The sequence below is a fragment of the Amycolatopsis sp. NPDC004625 genome, assembly GCF_040609695.1.
Lineage (GTDB): Bacteria > Actinomycetota > Actinomycetes > Mycobacteriales > Pseudonocardiaceae > Amycolatopsis.
The window spans coordinates 1-15180 of sequence record NZ_JBEXKX010000038.1 but is presented as its reverse complement, the minus strand read 5'-3'; the positions used below and the strand labels follow the sequence as shown (position 1 = coordinate 15180).

Genomic DNA, 15180 nt, shown 5'->3' with positions numbered 1-15180 from the left:
GGGGGAGCGATGTTCGACACCGACGTCTACCTGGACCGCCTGGGCTACACCGGCCCGCGGACGGCCACCCCGGAAACGCTGCGGCAGCTGCACAGACGGCACCTGATGACGATTCCCTACGACAACACGAAGTTCGGTCCGGCGGACGGTGACCTGCCCGCCAACATCGCGGCCGTGGACCTCGACGCGACCTTCGACAAGATCGTGCGCGACGGCCACGGCGGCATCTGCTTCGAGCTGAACCCGCTGTTCCGCCGCTTGCTCGGCGACCTGGGTTTCGAGACCCGGCTCGTCTCGGCCGGGGTGCGCCAGGAGGACGGCACCTTTTCGCCCGACCTGTCGCACCTGTTCACCGGCGTCGCGGTCGGGGAGGACCTGTGGCTGGCCGACGTCGGGTTCTCCGGGCCGTCCTATCTGGATCCCCTGCGCCTCGAAGCGCAGGTGCAGCACCAGTACGGCTGCCGGTACAAGGTGGTCGAGCAGCAGGGGTGGCAGACGCTGTACCGCCGCAGCCGCACCGGGCCGTGGCGGGCGGTCTACCGCTTCTCGCCGTCGGGGCGCCGGGTCGAGGACTGGCACGGCTTCGCCGAGCGCATGCGCGAGTACACCGACGGCACCGTGCTCGCCACCGCTGTCATCCGGGCCCGCTCGTCCGGCGACGGGCACCTGCTGCTGGTCGGCAAACGCCTGCTCTCGGTGGAAGACGGCCACGAGAAGACGACCGCGCTGGTCGAACCGGAAGACTACGCGAAGGCCGTGGCGACCATCCTCGACGGTGCCCGGTGACGGCCGCGCCCGGGGAACCCGGCGCCCTGCCACCCGCGCTGCACGCCAAGGTGGCCGCCGCCAAAGCGGCGTGGGAGATCGCGGTCTGCGCCCGGCACGCCGTCGTGCCGGAGCACTACTGGCCGCACGAGCTGGATCGGGCCGCGCTGCGCGCCGCGCGGGCGCTGACCGAGCTGGCCGCCCGGTACCTCGAGCGCGCGGTCGTGTCCGCCCGCGCCGACGGGCTCGGCTGGGCGGCGATCGGCGAGACGCTCGGGGTCGCCGACGCGGAGGCGGCGTTCGCGGCCGTGCCCGGCGAGCTCGGGGCCGAGGACACCGGCTGGTGGGCGGAAGCCCTGCGCGAATGGTTGACCAGCCCCGGACGGAACGTCCTCGACTCCGCCGCGCGCCGGCCGCCCCCGGACGGGGGCGCCCTGTGGGGCCGGGACCCGGCGGCTGTGGGTGCGGAAGCCGATCTCGGCCTGCTCCCGTGAGGGAGCTCTCGACGGAAGGAGAAGCTGTGGGTGACGGAGAACTCGGAGACATCCAGCAGGCCATTGCCGGGGGCGAGTCGCGCGCGGCGGCGGCCCTGCCGCTGCCCGGGAGCTACCGTGGGGTGACTGTGCATGCCGACGAGGTCGACATGTTCGAGGGCCTCGAGAGCCGGGACAAGGATCCGCGTAAGTCGTTGCACGTTGATGACGTGCCCGTGCCGGAGCTGGGTCCGGGTGAGGCGCTGGTGGCGGTGATGGCCAGTGCCATCAACTACAACACCGTGTGGACCTCGATTTTCGAGCCGATCCCGACGTTCAAGTTCCTCAAGAAGTACGGGAAGCTCTCCCCGCTGGCCAAGCGGCACGATCTGCCGTATCACGTGGTGGGCTCGGATCTGTCGGGGGTGGTGCTGCGGACCGGGGTGGGGGTGCACAACTGGAAGCCGGGCGATGAGGTGGTCGCGCATTGCCTGAGTGTGGAGCTGGAGAGCCCGGACGGGCACAACGACACGATGCTCGACACCGAGCAGCGGATCTGGGGGTTCGAGACGAACTTCGGGGGGCTGGCGGAGCTTGCGCTGGTCAAGGCGAATCAGCTGATGCCGAAGCCGGATCACCTGACCTGGGAGGAGGCGGCCTCGCCGGGGCTGGTCAACTCCACCGCCTACCGGCAGCTGGTCTCGCGTAACGGCGCGGACATGAAGCAGGGTGATGTCGTGCTGATCTGGGGCGCTTCGGGTGGTCTGGGGTCGTATGCGACGCAGTACGCGCTCAACGGCGGTGCCATCCCGGTGTGTGTGGTGTCCAGCCCGGAGAAGGCGGCGATCTGCCGGAAGCTGGGGGCGGAGCTGATCATCGACCGCAGCGCGGAGGGGTACCGGTTCTGGAAGGACGAGCACGAGCAGGATCCGCGGGAGTGGCAGCGGTTCGGGGCGCGGATCCGGGAGCTGACGGGTGGGGAGGATCCGGACATCGTGTTCGAGCATCCGGGGCGGGAGACGTTCGGTGCGTCGGTGTATGCCGCGCGTAAGGGCGGGACGATTGTGACGTGTGCGTCGACGTCGGGGTACATGCATCAGTACGACAACCGGTATTTGTGGATGAACTTGAAGCGGATCGTCGGTTCGCATTTCGCGAACTACCGTGAGTCGTGGGAGGCGAACCGGCTGATCGCGAAGGGGTTGATCCATCCGACGTTGTCGAAGACCTACGCTCTGGAGGAGACCGGTCAGGCTGCGTTGGATGTGCACCGCAACGCCCATCAGGGGAAGGTCGGTGTGCTCGCGCTCGCGCCGCAGGAGGGTCTGGGGGTTCGTGACGAGGAGAAGCGCGCGAAGCACCTCGAAAGCATCAACGCCTTCCGCTGATGGGGGAGACTTTCGCTAGCTCAGGGCTCGGGTTCGTCGGTGACGGCCGCTTCGCTGATCCGGCGGCCGATCTCCTGCAGCTGCCGTTGCTGCGCCTTGCTCAGCGGGTCGAACACCAGCCGGCGCACCTCGGCGACGTGGCCGGGCGCGGCGTCGACCAGCTTGTCCCAGCCCGCGTCGGTGAGCGTCGCCAGCGTGTAGCGGCCGTCTTCGGGATCGGGCCGCCGGGTCACCCAGCCGACCTTCTCCATCCGCTTCACCACGTGCGACAGCCGGGACAGCGAACCGTCGGCGAGCACGGCCAGGGTGCTCATGCGCAGGGTCCGGTCCGGGGCCTCGGACAGCCCGGCCAGCACCTGGTACTCGAAGAAGCTGACACCGGAGTCGCGCTGCAGCTGGGCGTGCAGGGCCGACGGCACCCGGATCAGCAGACTGGCCAGCGCAATCCAGATCTCTCGCTCCCGTTCGTCGAGCCAGCGAGCGTCGTTGTCTTCCATAGCCTCATTCCGCAGAGCCGTACCCCGGACGAATCTAGCGCAGCGCGCTTGAAGGTTCAACTCAACTCACTTGACGCTTCAAGTCATGCGCTGCTAGCTTACGGCCAGTTGCCCCACCTCGGAATCGGAGATGCCGAAGATCATGAATGTCGCACTCTGGATCATCGCGGGCCTGCTGGCGCTCGCGTTCCTGGCCGCAGGCGCGATGAAGCTGTTGCAGCCCAAGGAGAAGCTCGCCGCCTCCGGCATGGCCTGGGCGGGCGACTACTCCAGCGGCTCGGTCAAGGGCGTCGGTGCGATCGAGGTCCTCGGCGCACTCGGCCTGATTCTCCCGGCACTCCTGGTCATCGCCCCGATCCTGACCCCGATCGCGGCCCTCGGCCTGGCGCTCGTGATGGTCGGCGCGATCGTCGTGCACATCCGCCGCAAGGAGAACCAGGCGCTCGCGGCCCCGGTGGTCCTGCTCATCCTGTGCGCGATCGTCGCCTGGGGCCGGTTCGGCCCGTACGCGATCAGCTGAAGCAGCCGTCCTGGCGCCGTCATGAGGGGTCGGCGCCAGGACGCTCGGCATCTTCGTGCGGCAAAGCTGCCCCGAATACTCTCGTCCCGCGCCGCCGCCCGAGACCGCCGACCCGCCAGGTGTAGAACGTGGTGGGGTGCGGCGACGTCGGCGGGGGAGCGGGGCGCGGTGGAGCGGACGACGTGTTGCGTCGTGGGAGGTGGCCCGGCGGGCATGGTGCTGGGGCTGCTGCTCGCGAGGGCCGGTGTCGAGGTTACGGTGCTGGAGAAGCACGAGGACTTCCTGCACGACTTCCGCGGTGACACGGTGCACCCGGCGACCCTGCAGCTGCTCGACGAGCTGGGCTTGGGGGACCGGTTCGCGCGGTTGCCCCAGACCCGGATCACCGACGTGGTCCTGCCCGACGGGACCGGCGGGGTGCGGAGGATCGGGGATTTCGGTGCGCTGCGCCGATGGGGAGTGCGGCACCCGTACGTGGCGATCGTTCCCCAGTGGAACCTGCTGGACCTGCTCGCCGACGCGGCGCGGGCGGAGCCGGGTTTCCGCCTCGAGATGGGGACTGCGGCGACCGCTCTGATCCACGAGGGCGGCCGGGTCACCGGGGTCCGTTACCGCGCCGTCGGCCCCGGCGGCGACGAGGTCGAAGGCGAGCTCCGGGCCGACCTCACGGTGGCCTGCAACGGCCGGCATTCGGTGCTGCCGGCGGCGGCCGGGTTGACGACGACGGAGTTCGACGTGCCGTTCGACACCTGGTGGTTCCGCCTCTCGCGTCGCGACGGCGAGCAGGTCGGCGAGCTGACCCGGCGGCCGGGCCGGGGCCGCTTCGCGATCGTCATCCCTCGTGAGGGTTACTTCCAGATCGGCTACGTCGCCCGCAAGGGCACCGACAGCGGGCTGCGCGCCCGCGGCATCGACGCGTTCCGGCGTGACGTGGCCGAACTCCTGCCGGAGTACGCCGACCGGGTCGCGGAGCTGGTTTCGATGGACGACGTCAAGCTGCTCGACGTCCGGCTCGGCCGGCTGCGCCGCTGGCACGTCGAGGGTTTGCTGTGCATCGGGGACGCCGCGCACGCCATGTCACCGGTCGGCGGCGTGGGCATCAACCTCGCGGTCCAGGACGCCGTCGCGACCGCAACCGTGCTGACAGAGCGCCTGCGGCGGGGTGCGGTGCGCGGCAACGACCTCGCCCGGATCCGGCGCCGCCGGTTGCCGTCGCTGCTGCTGGTACAGGCCTTGCAGCGCATCATGCACGCAGACCTGGCCGCCCCCCTCAAGTCCGGCCGGCCGGCAGGCCCACCGGGCTGGATCATGAGGGCGGCCCAGTGGGCACCGTTCCTCCGGACGGCGGCGGTGTACCTCATCGGCGTGGGCCTGCGACCGGAGCGAGCCCCGGCCTCCGCCCGCCGCGGCGTCACGGCGGAAGATCGGTTTGCTGCCTGACCGGACGAACCGGAGCCGGTCCCCGTGCACAAGAGGGCCGTCAGGGTCGGATGAGCGGGGTGGGCAGGTTCGGCTTGCCGGTCCGCTCGGCGGCGCCGGCTTCCCCGCCGCGGCCGATGGACTGGTCGTCGACCCAGGAGGCGAGGATGCGCAGGGCGTCGTGCGAGGGGGTGCCGGGTTCGGCGGTCAGCACGATGACGAACTGGTCGGGTGCCGTGTCGCAGATCAGCGTGTCCCAGTCGAGGGTGAGGTCCCCGACGAGCGGGTGGCGGAACCGCTTGGTGCCCTGTCCCTTGCTCTCCACGTGCTGGCCGTGCCACCAGGCCCGGAAGTCGGCGTCCCGGGTGGACAGCTCGTGGACCAGCTCGGTGAGCCGGGGGTGGTCGGGGTGGCGGGCGGCGTCCATGTGCAGGTTGGTGACGGCCTTGCGGGCGACGTCGACCCAGTCGGGGTAGAGCGTGCGCATGGCGGGGTCGGTGAAGATCAGCCGCACGTAGTTGCGCTCGTCTTCCGGGATCCGGGCGAAGTCGGTGATCAGGGCGGCGGCGAGGCCGTTCCAGGCGAGGATGTCCATCCCCTCGCCGAGGACGAGAGCGGGCGCTTCGGGCAGCTGGTCGAGCAGCCGGCGCAGCTGGGGGCTGATCGTGCGGACCGGCCGGGCGCGTGGTTTGCCCGAGGGCTTCCCGGCGAGTTCGAACAGGTAGGCCTGCTGGTCGTCGTCGAGGCGCAGGGCCCGGGCCAGCTGGTCCAGGACGGGCCCGGACGCCGGGATCCGGCCCTGCTCCAGCCGCCGGTAGTAGTCGGTGCTGATCGCGGCGAGCTGGGCGACCTCCTCCCGGCGCAGGCCCGGGACCCGGCGCGAAACCGGGCCCGCGGGCAGCCCGACGTCCTGCGGGGTCAGCTCGCCGCGCCGTGCGCGCAGGAACTCCCCGAGCGGCTTCAGCCGATCGTTTTCGCTGCTCATGGCCCCAGTGTGCGCCATCGCTACGGCTTCGTCCCGCGGCGCCACCCCGGGCTGCAACGCCGCACTCCCCTCCAGCGGTTGACTCAGCGGTCGACCAGGGACATGTGGTGGTCGTTGTACCGGTCGCCCCGCACCTCGATGCGGGCGGTGAGGGTGTCGAGGTCCGCCCGCTCGTCGGCCGAAAGGGGGACCCGGGTGGCGCCGGCGTTCTCCTCGACCCGTTCGATGCGGCGGGTGCCCGGGATGGGCACGATCCACGGGTGCCGGGCCAGCAGCCAGGCCAGGGCGAGCTGCCCGGGGGTGACGCCCTTGGCGCCGGCGAGTGCGGTGACGTGGTCGACCAGGGCCTGGTTGGCGGTGCGGTTGTCCTGGGTGAACCGGGGGATGCCCGCGCGGACGTCGCCGTCGGCGAACTGCGTGCCGGCGGTGACGGTCCCGGTGAGGAAGCCCTTGCCGAGCGGGCTGAAGGGCACGAAACCGATCCCGAGCTCGCCGCAGGTGGGCAGGACTTCGGGCTCGGGATCGCGGGTCCACAGCGAGTACTCGCTCTGCACAGCGGTCACGGGGTGGACGGCGTGCGCGCGGCGGATGGTGGCCGCTGCCGCTTCGGACAGCCCGAAGTGGCGCACCTTGCCGCCCTGGACCAGCTTGCCGACGGCCCCGGCGACGTCCTCGATCGGGACGCCGGGGTCGACCCGGTGCTGGTAGAACAGGTCGATCGTGTCGGTCCGCAGGCGGCGCAGCGAAGCGTCGGCGACGGCCTTGACGTGCTTGGGGCGGCTGTCGAGCCCGCCGTCCGCGATGCGGAAGCCGAACTTCGTGGCGATCACGACGTCGTCGCGCAGCGGGGCGAGCGCTTCGCCGACGAGTTCTTCGTTGACGTAGGGCCCGTAGACCTCGGCGGTGTCGAAGAACGTGACACCCCGTTCCGCCGCGCCTCGCAGCACGGCGATCATCGCGTCGCGGTCGCCGGGGTTGGGGCCGTAGCTCTGGGACATGCCCATGGCGCCGAGGCCGACGGCCGAGACCCGCAGGCCCTGTCCGAGGATCCGGTGGTGCATCGCGGCTACCCCTCGTTCCCGAAGACCCGCTTGGCCACGGCCATCGCGGACATGGCCTTGGGCCAGCCGGCGTAGAAGGCCAGGTGGGTGATCGCCTCGATCAGCTCGCTCTCGGAGGCCCCGTTTTCGCGGGCCAGGCCGAGGTGGAACACGAGCTGTTCGGTGCTGCCGCTGGTGAGCAGGCTGGCCACGGTGACGAGGCTGCGCTCCTTGGGGGACAGCTCCGTGCGTTCCCAGACTTCGCCGAACAGCACGTCGTCGGTGAGGTGGACGAGGGCCGGGGCGAAGTCGCCGAACGCCTTCTCGGCACCGGACGGTTCGTTTTCGGCAGTCAAGGCTGAGTTCCTTTCGGTTCTTTAGAGGACGGTGAAGAACTTCACCATTTCGGTGATCGCCTGATCGACGTATTCCGGCGTGTCGTACAGGGCGATGTGGGTGGCGCCGTCGACGACGAGCAGCTTTTTCGGGCCGGGGGCGAGTTCGTAGGCCTGGTCGCTCCACAGCTTGGTGTCCGCCTTGCTCCCGGCGATCAGCAGCACCGGCTGGGTCAGGAAGTCGGGGATCCGGTCGAACACCGAAAAGGCGAGCATCCGGTCCAGGCCGGTCAGCAGGAACCGGCCCTTCGAGCGGGGGTGTGCGCCGCGCGGGGTCCGGTAGTAGTCGTACCCCTCGCGCAGCATGTCCGGGGTGTTCTCGTCGATGTCCTCGAACTTTTCCGGGACGAAGGGGGCGTAGGCGGGCTCGGCTCCGTTCGCTTCCGCGGTGCGCTGCCTGCCCACCGTTTCCAGGGTGGCGACGTGTTCGCTCGCCGGGACGACGTGGCCCATGAAGGCCCGGGAGCTTTCGCCCATCGGGGCGGCGCTGACCGTCGCGACCGCCTTGAACCGGTGCTCCGTCTGCGCCACGCTGAGCGCGTAGCCGCCGCCGGCGCAGATGCCGTAGACACCCAGGCGTTCGACGTCGACAAACGGGAGCGTGGTCAGGAAGTCCGCCGCGCAGCGGGCGTCCTCCACCCGGGTCGACGGGTCCTCCAGGAGGCGGGGTTCGCCGCCGCTCGCCCCCTGGTAGGAGGAGTCGTAGACCACGACGACGTAGCCGTGCTCGGCCAGCCTCGCCGCGTAACGGCCGATGGTCTGCTCCTTCACGCCGCCGGCCGGGTGGATGCCGACGAGCGCCGGGTACTTCCCGGTTTCGTCGAAGTCGTCCGGGAGGTGGAGGTGGGCCGCGATGTCCACCGCCTTGTTCCGGAAGGAAACGGTTCTCACCATGGGAAGCTCTTTCAGCTCAGGGTTTTCGTCAGTTCTCGGGCCAGGGGAACGGCCGAGTCCGGGTTCTGTCCGGTGTAGAGCGTCCGATCGACCTCGACGTGCGGCCGGAACGGCTCGCCCTCGCGGTAGTCCGCGCCGAGGTCGTGGACCAGGCGGTCCTGCAGCAGCCATTTCGCGCGGTCGGCCAGGCCGTTGAGCTTCTCCTCGGCGTTGCTCAGGCCGGTGAGGCGGTAGCCGGCGAAGGGTGAGTTGCCGTCTCCGTCCACAGTGGCCAGCAGCGCGGCGGGGCCGTGGCAGACCAGGGCCAGCGGTTTGCCCGAGGCGAGCCAGCCGGACAACAGACGTCCGGCTGCGGCGTTGCCGGGCAGGTCCTCCATCGGGCCCCAGCCGCCGGGGACGAACACGGCGTCGTAGTCCTCGATGCGCACGTCCTCTATCCGCATCGGCCGGGCCAGTTCGGTGGCATCTCGCAGCCGGGCCTGCATCCGCTCGGCGCCTTCCGGGCCATCGTTGAACTCGGGGGAGAGGCTCGCGGCGTCGGCCGTCGGCGGAACGCCACCGGGCGTGGCCGCCGCGATCTCGTAACCCGTCTGGGTGAACACTTCGTACGGGCCGAGGGCTTCTTCGGCCCAGAAGCCGGCCGGCTGACGGGTGCCGTCGGCGAGCGTCCAGTAGGTCGCCGCGGTGATCAGGTACAGGATCTTCGTCATCGCGCGCCGGCCCCGTTCAGGGCCTCGTGCAGGACGTGGCTGTCGGCGGCCTGCTGCAGCCGGGCGAGCTTGCCGTCCCGGACCGTCCACAGGTGGATGAACCGGGCGTCGGCGGTCTTCCCGTCCTTGGTCACCCCGTGGTAGTGGCCGAAGACGAACACGTGGCCGTCACCGTCGGCGTAGTACTGCTCCGCCTGGGCGCCGAACGACTCGAAGCGGGGGAGAAGTGAGCCGAAGAAGTCGTTCACCATGCTGTCGAACCCGTGGTAGACCCCGCCGGACGGAAAGCCGGGCGTGATGTCCCACTCCAGGTCCGTCGCCATGATCTCTTCCAGCACGGCCGGGTCGGCGTGCGATTCGTACAATCGGCGAGCCAGGGCAATATCGGGTGATTCGGGCATTCTTTCATCCTTTGTGGACCGGATCGCGGTGTTCGGTCGCCAGCCTCGCAGCGAGCCGCGCGGAATGCCCGTCCGCTGAGGGGGAGGATTTTCTCCCCTCCACGATCGGCGCTGCGGCGGGAATTCTCGCGTGGTGCGACAAGCTCCCCGTCGGCGAGGATTCGGAGCTGCTGCCGTCCCTGGTCACGCTCCCGGCCTCCGGCGTCGCCCGGGCGCGGCCGAAACATCCAAACCGGACTTGACCGGACGCCGCCGGGCCGGCCCCGATCGCCGGCCGGGCCGCGGGAGCGAGGCTCCCGGTCGACTCGGGGTGGCGCTACGCTGACCGCGTGCCGCAGCCGGGCGGCTTCCGAGTGCGAATGGGTGCGCGAGTGGGCGAAGGCAGCACCGCCGGGCCGGGAGCGCGGGCGGAGAGCCGCCGGGCCGCGCTCCGTGACTGCGGCCTGTCCGCGGGTGCGGATCCGGGGATGGACCGGTTCGCCCGGTTGGTGACCAGGCTGCTGGACGTCCCGGCCGCGGCGGTCGTGCTGGTGGCGGAGGACCGCCAGCTGCTCCCGGGGTTGTCCGGGCTCGACGTCCCGCGGGTGACGTCCCTGGGGGAGTCGTTGTGCTGGCAGACCGTGCCGGCGGCGGAGCCGATGGCGGTCGCCGACGTCGAGACCGACGCGCGGTGGTCGGCGCACCCGGCGGTCGGTGCGTTCGGCGTGGGCGCCTACGCCGGGATCGCGCTGACCGATTCCGACGGGAACGTGCTCGGCGCGCTGTGCGCCCTCGACGGCGTTCCGCGCGAGTGGCCGGCCGACGCGCTGCGCGATCTGGCCGATCTCGCCGCGGCGTGCGGCGCCGAACTGAGGCTGCGGATCGCGACCCGCCGGTCCGGCCGCACGCGCGCCCTGGTCGAAGACGCCGACCGGCGGATCGCCGAGCAGGCGCGGGGCGAGCTGGCCCGGTCGCGGCTGCTGCTGCGCGCGGCGGAAGACCTGGCCGACGCCACCACCCTCGCCGACGTCCGGCGGCAGCTGCGCAACCTCGTCGCCAGCGACCTCGAACCCGCCTACGTCGGGCTGACCGTGGTCGAGGGACGCCGGGTGCGGCGGCTCGTGGACACCCTGAACCGCGAACCGGTCGAGGAGTTCGAGACCTACGACCTCGACGACGGGTGGCCCTCGGCCCGGGCCGCCCGCGATTCCGAGATCATCGTGATCAACGGGGCCTACGACCTGGTCGACGGTGGCTACAGCGAGGACACGGTCACCGCCTTCACCGCGCACGGGCTCAACACCGCGATCTGCGTCCCGCTCCCCGGAACGCGGCTCCCCCTGGGCTCGCTGATCCTCGGCTGGAGCGCCCCGCGCCGGATCGACGTGACCGAGAAGGCGCTCCTGACCGCGGTGGCCGGCTACGTCGCCCACGCCGTCGAGCGAGCCCTCTACGTCGACGAGCGCGTCGGCGTCGCACACGAACTGCAACGGGCCATGCTCACCGAGCTGCCCCCGGTGACCGGGCTGGAGCTGGCCGGGCACTACCGGCCCGCCGCCGCGGGCCAGCTCGTCGGCGGCGACTGGTACGACGCCTACCCGCTGCCGGGCCACGAACGGGTCCTCGCGGTGACGATCGGCGACATCACCGGGCACAACACCGCCGCCGCGGCCCTGATGGGACAGACGCGCAGCATGCTGCGCCAAGCCGACGTCGACCTGCTCGGGACCGACCCGGCCAGCGCGGTCTCCGCGCTGGAACGCGCCAACGACGCGCTCGGCATCGGCGCGTCGGGCACCCTCGTCCACGCCCACCTGCGTCCGCTCGACGGCGGGCGCTGGGAGTTCGCGTGGACCAACGCCGGGCACCTGCCGCCGCTGGTCCGCCGGCCCGGCGGCGAGATCCGCCAGCTCGACGAAAACGACGTGATGCTGCACTACGCGCTGACGCAGCGACCGCGGACCACCCGCCGGATCACCCTGGACCCGGGCAGCGCGGTACTGCTCTACACCGACGGCCTGGTCGATCGCGCCGGAGGCGACATCGATGCCGACATCGCCGCGGTCGCGGAGCTGTTCGCCGGGTACGACGGCGGGCCGCTGGACGGCCTGCTGCAGGTCGTCGCCGACCGGATCGGCGGACCCGGCCCCGAGGACGACATCGCCCTGCTCGCCGTCCGGGTGCCCGGCCGCTGAGGTCAGCGCGGGTGGCCGGTCATGCCGGCCATGACCGATCCCATGATCCTGACCCGGCCGCGGCGCGGCAGGGGGAGCAGAGCGGCTTTGAGGACCCGGGTGAGCAGGCCCGGCAAGGCCGTCGGCCGGCGGCCCAGGGCGCTGAGCGTGCCGCGCGCCACGGTCTCCGGCGTCAGGGCCGTGCCCATGCGCATCCCGGCGCGGCCGGCGAATCCGCTGTGCGTCGGGCCGGGTGCGGCGGCGAGGACGTCCACGCCGTGGGGCCGGAGTTCGACGTGCAGCGCCTCGGCGAGGGTCTGGACGTAGGCCTTGGTGGCGGCGTAGTGCGCGGCGTGGGGCATGCCCTGGAAACCGACGAGGGAGCTCATCAGGACGAGTCCGCCCCGGCCGCGCCCGGCCAGCCGCCGCCCGAACCCGAGGCTGGTGGTGAGCACGGTTTCGCAGTTGAGGCGCAGCATCTCCCGTTCGACGGCGGGATCGGCGTCGAGGAACGCCCCGGAGGTCCCGAACCCGGCGGCGGCGACGTAGAGCCCGAGGTCGGTGCCGGCCGTCGCGGCCAGGAGTTCTTCGGCACCGCGGTCGCCGGCGAGATCGAGCGCGAGCACGCGGACGCTGATGCCGTGCCGCGTCGTCAGCTCGTGGGCGAGGTCTTGCAGCACCGGCTTCCGGCGCGCGGCGAGCACGAGGTCGAACCCGGCGCGGGCCAGTTCGGTGGCGATGGCCCGGCCGATGCCGGAGGTGGCACCGGTGACCAGCGCGGCCGGGCCGTACCGCTCGCGGAGCCGGTCGTCGCGGTTCACGAGGGCCGGGCGGGGTCGAGGTCGCGCAGCTCAGGTGTTAGTTGCATCACGCGACTGACTCTAGCTCGGTTAGTCGCGTGAAGCGACCTACAATTTCCTGGTGTTGGGACGCGACTACGCCGGCCAGGTTTGTTCGATCTCCCGGACCTTGGAGGTGGTGGGGGAGCGCTGGACCCTGCTCGTCCTGCGCGACGTCGTACTGGGTCGTCACCGCTTCGACGAACTCGTCGACAGCCTGGGAGTCACCCGCACGGTGCTGAGCCGGCGGTTGAGCCACCTCGTCGACGAAGGCGTCCTCGAGCGCACCGCCTACCAGCAGCGGCCGGAGCGGTACGCCTACCACCTCACCGACAAGGGCCGCGCGCTGACGCCGGTGATCGCTCATCTGATGTGGTGGGGTGACACCTACTACCCGGAACCGGCCGGCCCGCCACGCCTGCTGGTACACCGCTCATGCGGCGGCCCGGTCACCGGCCGGTTCGCCTGCGAAGCCTGCGGCGACCAGCTGCGCGCGGGCGACATCGCGACCGAACCCGGGCCCGGCCTGCCCCGGACCTGACCCCCGAGGACGTCGTCGCCCAGCGCCAAGGCCGTATCGGCAGACGCGCAGGTGCAGAGCGCCGGGCTCGGGGTATTCGCCGAGCCACCGGCTGACCCTCAAATCCTGCGGTAGCGGCTTTCGAGCAACGCGAACACGCCGAACACGGCGATGCCGGCGGCGAGGGCCAGCAGCAGCGCCTGTCCGTAGGGCTGGAGGGCGAGCGTCTTGAGCGCGGGGTCCAGGCCGCCGGCTTTGGCGGGGTCGTAGTCGACGGCGGCGACGATGAACATCGCGCCCACCGTGCCGTAGGTGACCGCCATCGCCGACCAGCCCACCTGGCCCAGTCGCTCCGTCGATCGCCGGACCGTCCGCGACGTCCCGCCGAGGTCGAGGTCGTGGACGAACTTCTTCCGGATCCCGCGGTAGCCGAGGAAGGCCGCGACCGCGATGACGACGCCTCCGGCCGTGATCACCGCGGCGGCGCCCCAGGGCTCGGCCAGCACCGTGGCCACCACCGAGCCCGCTTTGCCGGAGCCGCCGGTCGCGATCTTCCCGGCGCTGTAGGCGACGAGGCCGTACAGGACGACCTCGACGCCGCTGGCGGTCCGCCGCACCCACCGCCGGCGTGGTGCGGCGTGCCGGTGGCCGGTGATCGCCTCGGCGAGCTGCCAGAGGGCGAGCAGCCCGGTGCCGGCGGCGATCAGCCACAGCAGCCACGCCCCACCGCCCGTCGCGACGATCTGCAGGGCGCCGGCCTTGTCGGCCTTCTCGTTGTCGCCGAGGGCCACCTGCGCCGCCAGCCACGCGACGAGCAGGTGGACGAAGGCGTAGCAGGTCAGACCGATCCGGGCGATCAGGGCGAAACCTCTGAAGTCGGGCACCGGGTGATCCTCGTTCATCCCGGTCCGGTTGACCAGGAATCCGCGCACATTTCGTCGACGCCCCGGACGCCGGTGGCGTGATGGGCCACCAGCCGCTCAGCTGAGGGAAATCATCGGCGGTTACCGGGCCGGGGGACTGCTCCGCTGCTGGCTCGGGTGACCAGCATCAGCGCCGTCGTGCCGGCGTCCTGCACGTCTTCCCCGGCGATCAGCCGTTGCAGCATGGACGCCGCCAACGCGCCGTAGTCCGCGACCGGCCGGCGCACGGCGGTCAAGGCGGGCCGCACCAGGCGGCACAGCACCGAGTCGTCCCAGGCCACGAAGGACACGTCGCCGGGGACCGACAGGCCGAGTTCCTGGACGGCACCCAGCGCGGCGACGGCCATGACGTCGTTGTCGAAGATCAGCGCGGTGGGGGGTTCGCCGGACACGAGAACGCGGCGTGCGGCGCTCGCGCCGCTTTCGTCCGTGTAGTCGGTGTGGACGGTGCGCGCTTCGGTGAGGTCGAGCCGCCGCGCCGCCGCGACGAAAGCCTCGGTCCTGACCCGGGTGTGGAGGAACTCCGGCGGGCCGGCCACGTGCACCACCCGGCGGTGGCCCAGGGCCGCCAGGTAGTCGAGGACCTCCCCGACCGCCGCCCCGTCGTCGGTCCACGCGGAGGGCAGGTCGCTGCGGTCGAGCGGACCACCGAGCACCACCGCCGGCATCCCGATGGCGGTGACGGCGTCCAGCCGTTCGTCGTCGACCCGCAGATCGACCAGCAGCACCCCGTCGACGCGGCGCTCGGCGTGCCAGCGCCGGTGGATGCCCAGCTCGGTGTCGTGGTCCGGGGCGACCTGGAGCAGCAAGGAGGTCGGCCCGGAGCCGAGCTCGTTCTGGATACCCGCGATCAGCCGCATGAAGAACGGTTCGACACCGAGCACGTCGGCCGGCCGGTCGATGACCATGCCGATCGCGCCGGCCTTGCCGTCCGACAGCGCCCGGGCCGCACTGCTGGGTCCCCAGCCCAGCTGCTCGGCGATGGCGAGGATCCGCGTCCTGGTCGCGTGGGAAACCCCCGGCCGGCCGTTCAGCGCATAGGAGACAGCACCCTTCGACACGCCGGCTTCCTTCGCGATGTCGGTGATCGTCGGGCGCTTCATCGCACCTCCGCGCTGAACCGGTTCGGTTTCACCGTAACGAGTGTGCGCTCCGCCGGGAGCGCCGAGGGCGGGGGCCCCGGGGGCGGGCGGGCCCGGTGCGGTAGGAGGAGAGCGTCAGTTACCGGAGCACCCCCCCCCTCTCGACGGAGTTGGCG

17 protein-coding genes are annotated in these 15180 nt (G+C 71.5%); 7 read left to right on the top strand and 10 right to left on the bottom strand.

Features of this window, described 5'->3' with window-relative positions:
* The first annotated feature begins 9 nt into the window (after positions 1-9).
* From ABZW17_RS33805 to ccrA, 3 genes are read left to right on the top strand one after another with little or no spacing between them, the layout of a single operon-like run.
* Positions 10-786: an arylamine N-acetyltransferase gene (locus tag ABZW17_RS33805; protein ID WP_354823259.1), complete on the top strand. Its 777-nt coding sequence runs from the start codon at positions 10-12 to the stop codon at positions 784-786.
* Positions 783-1259, top strand: a complete 477-nt coding sequence (locus ABZW17_RS33800) for a hypothetical protein (RefSeq protein ID WP_354823257.1) — start codon at positions 783-785, stop codon at positions 1257-1259. The genes ABZW17_RS33805 and ABZW17_RS33800 overlap by 4 nt, the downstream gene beginning before the upstream one ends.
* Positions 1260-1309: 50 nt before the next feature.
* On the top strand, positions 1310-2626 hold the full coding sequence (gene ccrA, locus ABZW17_RS33795; RefSeq protein WP_354823337.1) for a crotonyl-CoA carboxylase/reductase: 1317 nt from the start codon (positions 1310-1312) through the stop codon (positions 2624-2626).
* A gap of 20 nt (positions 2627-2646) precedes the next feature.
* Here ccrA and ABZW17_RS33790 read toward each other — a convergent pair whose 3' ends face one another.
* Positions 2647-3123, bottom strand: a complete 477-nt coding sequence (locus ABZW17_RS33790; RefSeq protein WP_354823255.1) for a MarR family transcriptional regulator — start codon at positions 3121-3123, stop codon at positions 2647-2649.
* Positions 3124-3265: 142 nt separating this feature from the next.
* Here ABZW17_RS33790 and ABZW17_RS33785 point away from each other — a divergent pair, with 142 nt between their 5' ends.
* Together ABZW17_RS33785 and ABZW17_RS33780 are read left to right on the top strand one after the other, a co-directional pair.
* Complete coding sequence (locus ABZW17_RS33785; protein WP_354823253.1) at positions 3266-3643, top strand: DoxX family protein; 378 nt, start codon at positions 3266-3268, stop codon at positions 3641-3643.
* A 168-nt stretch (positions 3644-3811) separates the two neighbouring features.
* Positions 3812-5083 (top strand): FAD-dependent oxidoreductase, encoded by a 1272-nt coding sequence (locus ABZW17_RS33780; RefSeq protein WP_354823251.1) that lies wholly within the window; start codon positions 3812-3814, stop codon positions 5081-5083.
* A gap of 40 nt (positions 5084-5123) precedes the next feature.
* Here the strand turns inward: ABZW17_RS33780 and ABZW17_RS33775 are convergent, their stop codons facing one another.
* From ABZW17_RS33775 to ABZW17_RS33750, 6 genes are all read right to left on the bottom strand, one after another.
* A complete protein-coding gene (locus ABZW17_RS33775; protein ID WP_354823249.1) occupies positions 5124-6047 on the bottom strand; it encodes a helix-turn-helix transcriptional regulator in 924 nt (307 codons plus the stop codon).
* 83 nt (positions 6048-6130) lie between these two features.
* Entirely contained in the window at positions 6131-7108 is a 978-nt protein-coding gene (locus tag ABZW17_RS33770; RefSeq protein ID WP_354823247.1) for an aldo/keto reductase, read from the bottom strand.
* Between the two features lie 5 nt (positions 7109-7113).
* A complete protein-coding gene (locus tag ABZW17_RS33765) occupies positions 7114-7443 on the bottom strand; it encodes a carboxymuconolactone decarboxylase family protein (RefSeq protein ID WP_354823245.1) in 330 nt (109 codons plus the stop codon).
* Positions 7444-7464: 21 nt separating this feature from the next.
* On the bottom strand, positions 7465-8376 hold the full coding sequence (locus ABZW17_RS33760) for an alpha/beta hydrolase (protein WP_354823243.1): 912 nt from the start codon (positions 8374-8376) through the stop codon (positions 7465-7467).
* Positions 8377-8387: 11 nt separating this feature from the next.
* Positions 8388-9086, bottom strand: coding sequence for a type 1 glutamine amidotransferase domain-containing protein (locus ABZW17_RS33755; RefSeq protein WP_354823241.1), 699 nt, complete (start codon positions 9084-9086; stop codon positions 8388-8390).
* Positions 9083-9487: a nuclear transport factor 2 family protein gene (locus ABZW17_RS33750; protein ID WP_354823239.1), complete on the bottom strand. Its 405-nt coding sequence runs from the start codon at positions 9485-9487 to the stop codon at positions 9083-9085. The genes ABZW17_RS33755 and ABZW17_RS33750 overlap by 4 nt, the downstream gene beginning before the upstream one ends.
* Before the next feature lie 371 nt (positions 9488-9858).
* Here ABZW17_RS33750 and ABZW17_RS33745 point away from each other — a divergent pair, with 371 nt between their 5' ends.
* Entirely contained in the window at positions 9859-11661 is a 1803-nt protein-coding gene (locus tag ABZW17_RS33745) for a SpoIIE family protein phosphatase (protein ID WP_354823237.1), read from the top strand.
* A 2-nt stretch (positions 11662-11663) separates the two neighbouring features.
* On the opposite strand, the gene ABZW17_RS33740 is transcribed toward ABZW17_RS33745, so the two are convergent.
* Complete coding sequence (locus ABZW17_RS33740; RefSeq protein WP_354823235.1) at positions 11664-12461, bottom strand: SDR family NAD(P)-dependent oxidoreductase; 798 nt, start codon at positions 12459-12461, stop codon at positions 11664-11666.
* A gap of 100 nt (positions 12462-12561) precedes the next feature.
* Here ABZW17_RS33740 and ABZW17_RS33735 point away from each other — a divergent pair, with 100 nt between their 5' ends.
* Complete coding sequence (locus ABZW17_RS33735) at positions 12562-13020, top strand: helix-turn-helix domain-containing protein (RefSeq protein WP_354823233.1); 459 nt, start codon at positions 12562-12564, stop codon at positions 13018-13020.
* 98 nt (positions 13021-13118) lie between these two features.
* Here the strand turns inward: ABZW17_RS33735 and ABZW17_RS33730 are convergent, their stop codons facing one another.
* The gene (locus ABZW17_RS33730; RefSeq protein ID WP_354823231.1) at positions 13119-13883 is read right to left on the bottom strand and encodes a DUF1206 domain-containing protein; all 765 of its coding nucleotides are present in this window, start codon (positions 13881-13883) and stop codon (positions 13119-13121) included.
* 110 nt (positions 13884-13993) lie between these two features.
* Positions 13994-15025 carry a LacI family DNA-binding transcriptional regulator gene (locus ABZW17_RS33725; RefSeq protein ID WP_354823229.1) on the bottom strand — a complete coding sequence of 344 codons (1032 nt, stop codon included), beginning with the start codon at positions 15023-15025 and terminating at the stop codon, positions 13994-13996.
* Between the last annotated feature and the right edge of the window lie 155 nt (positions 15026-15180).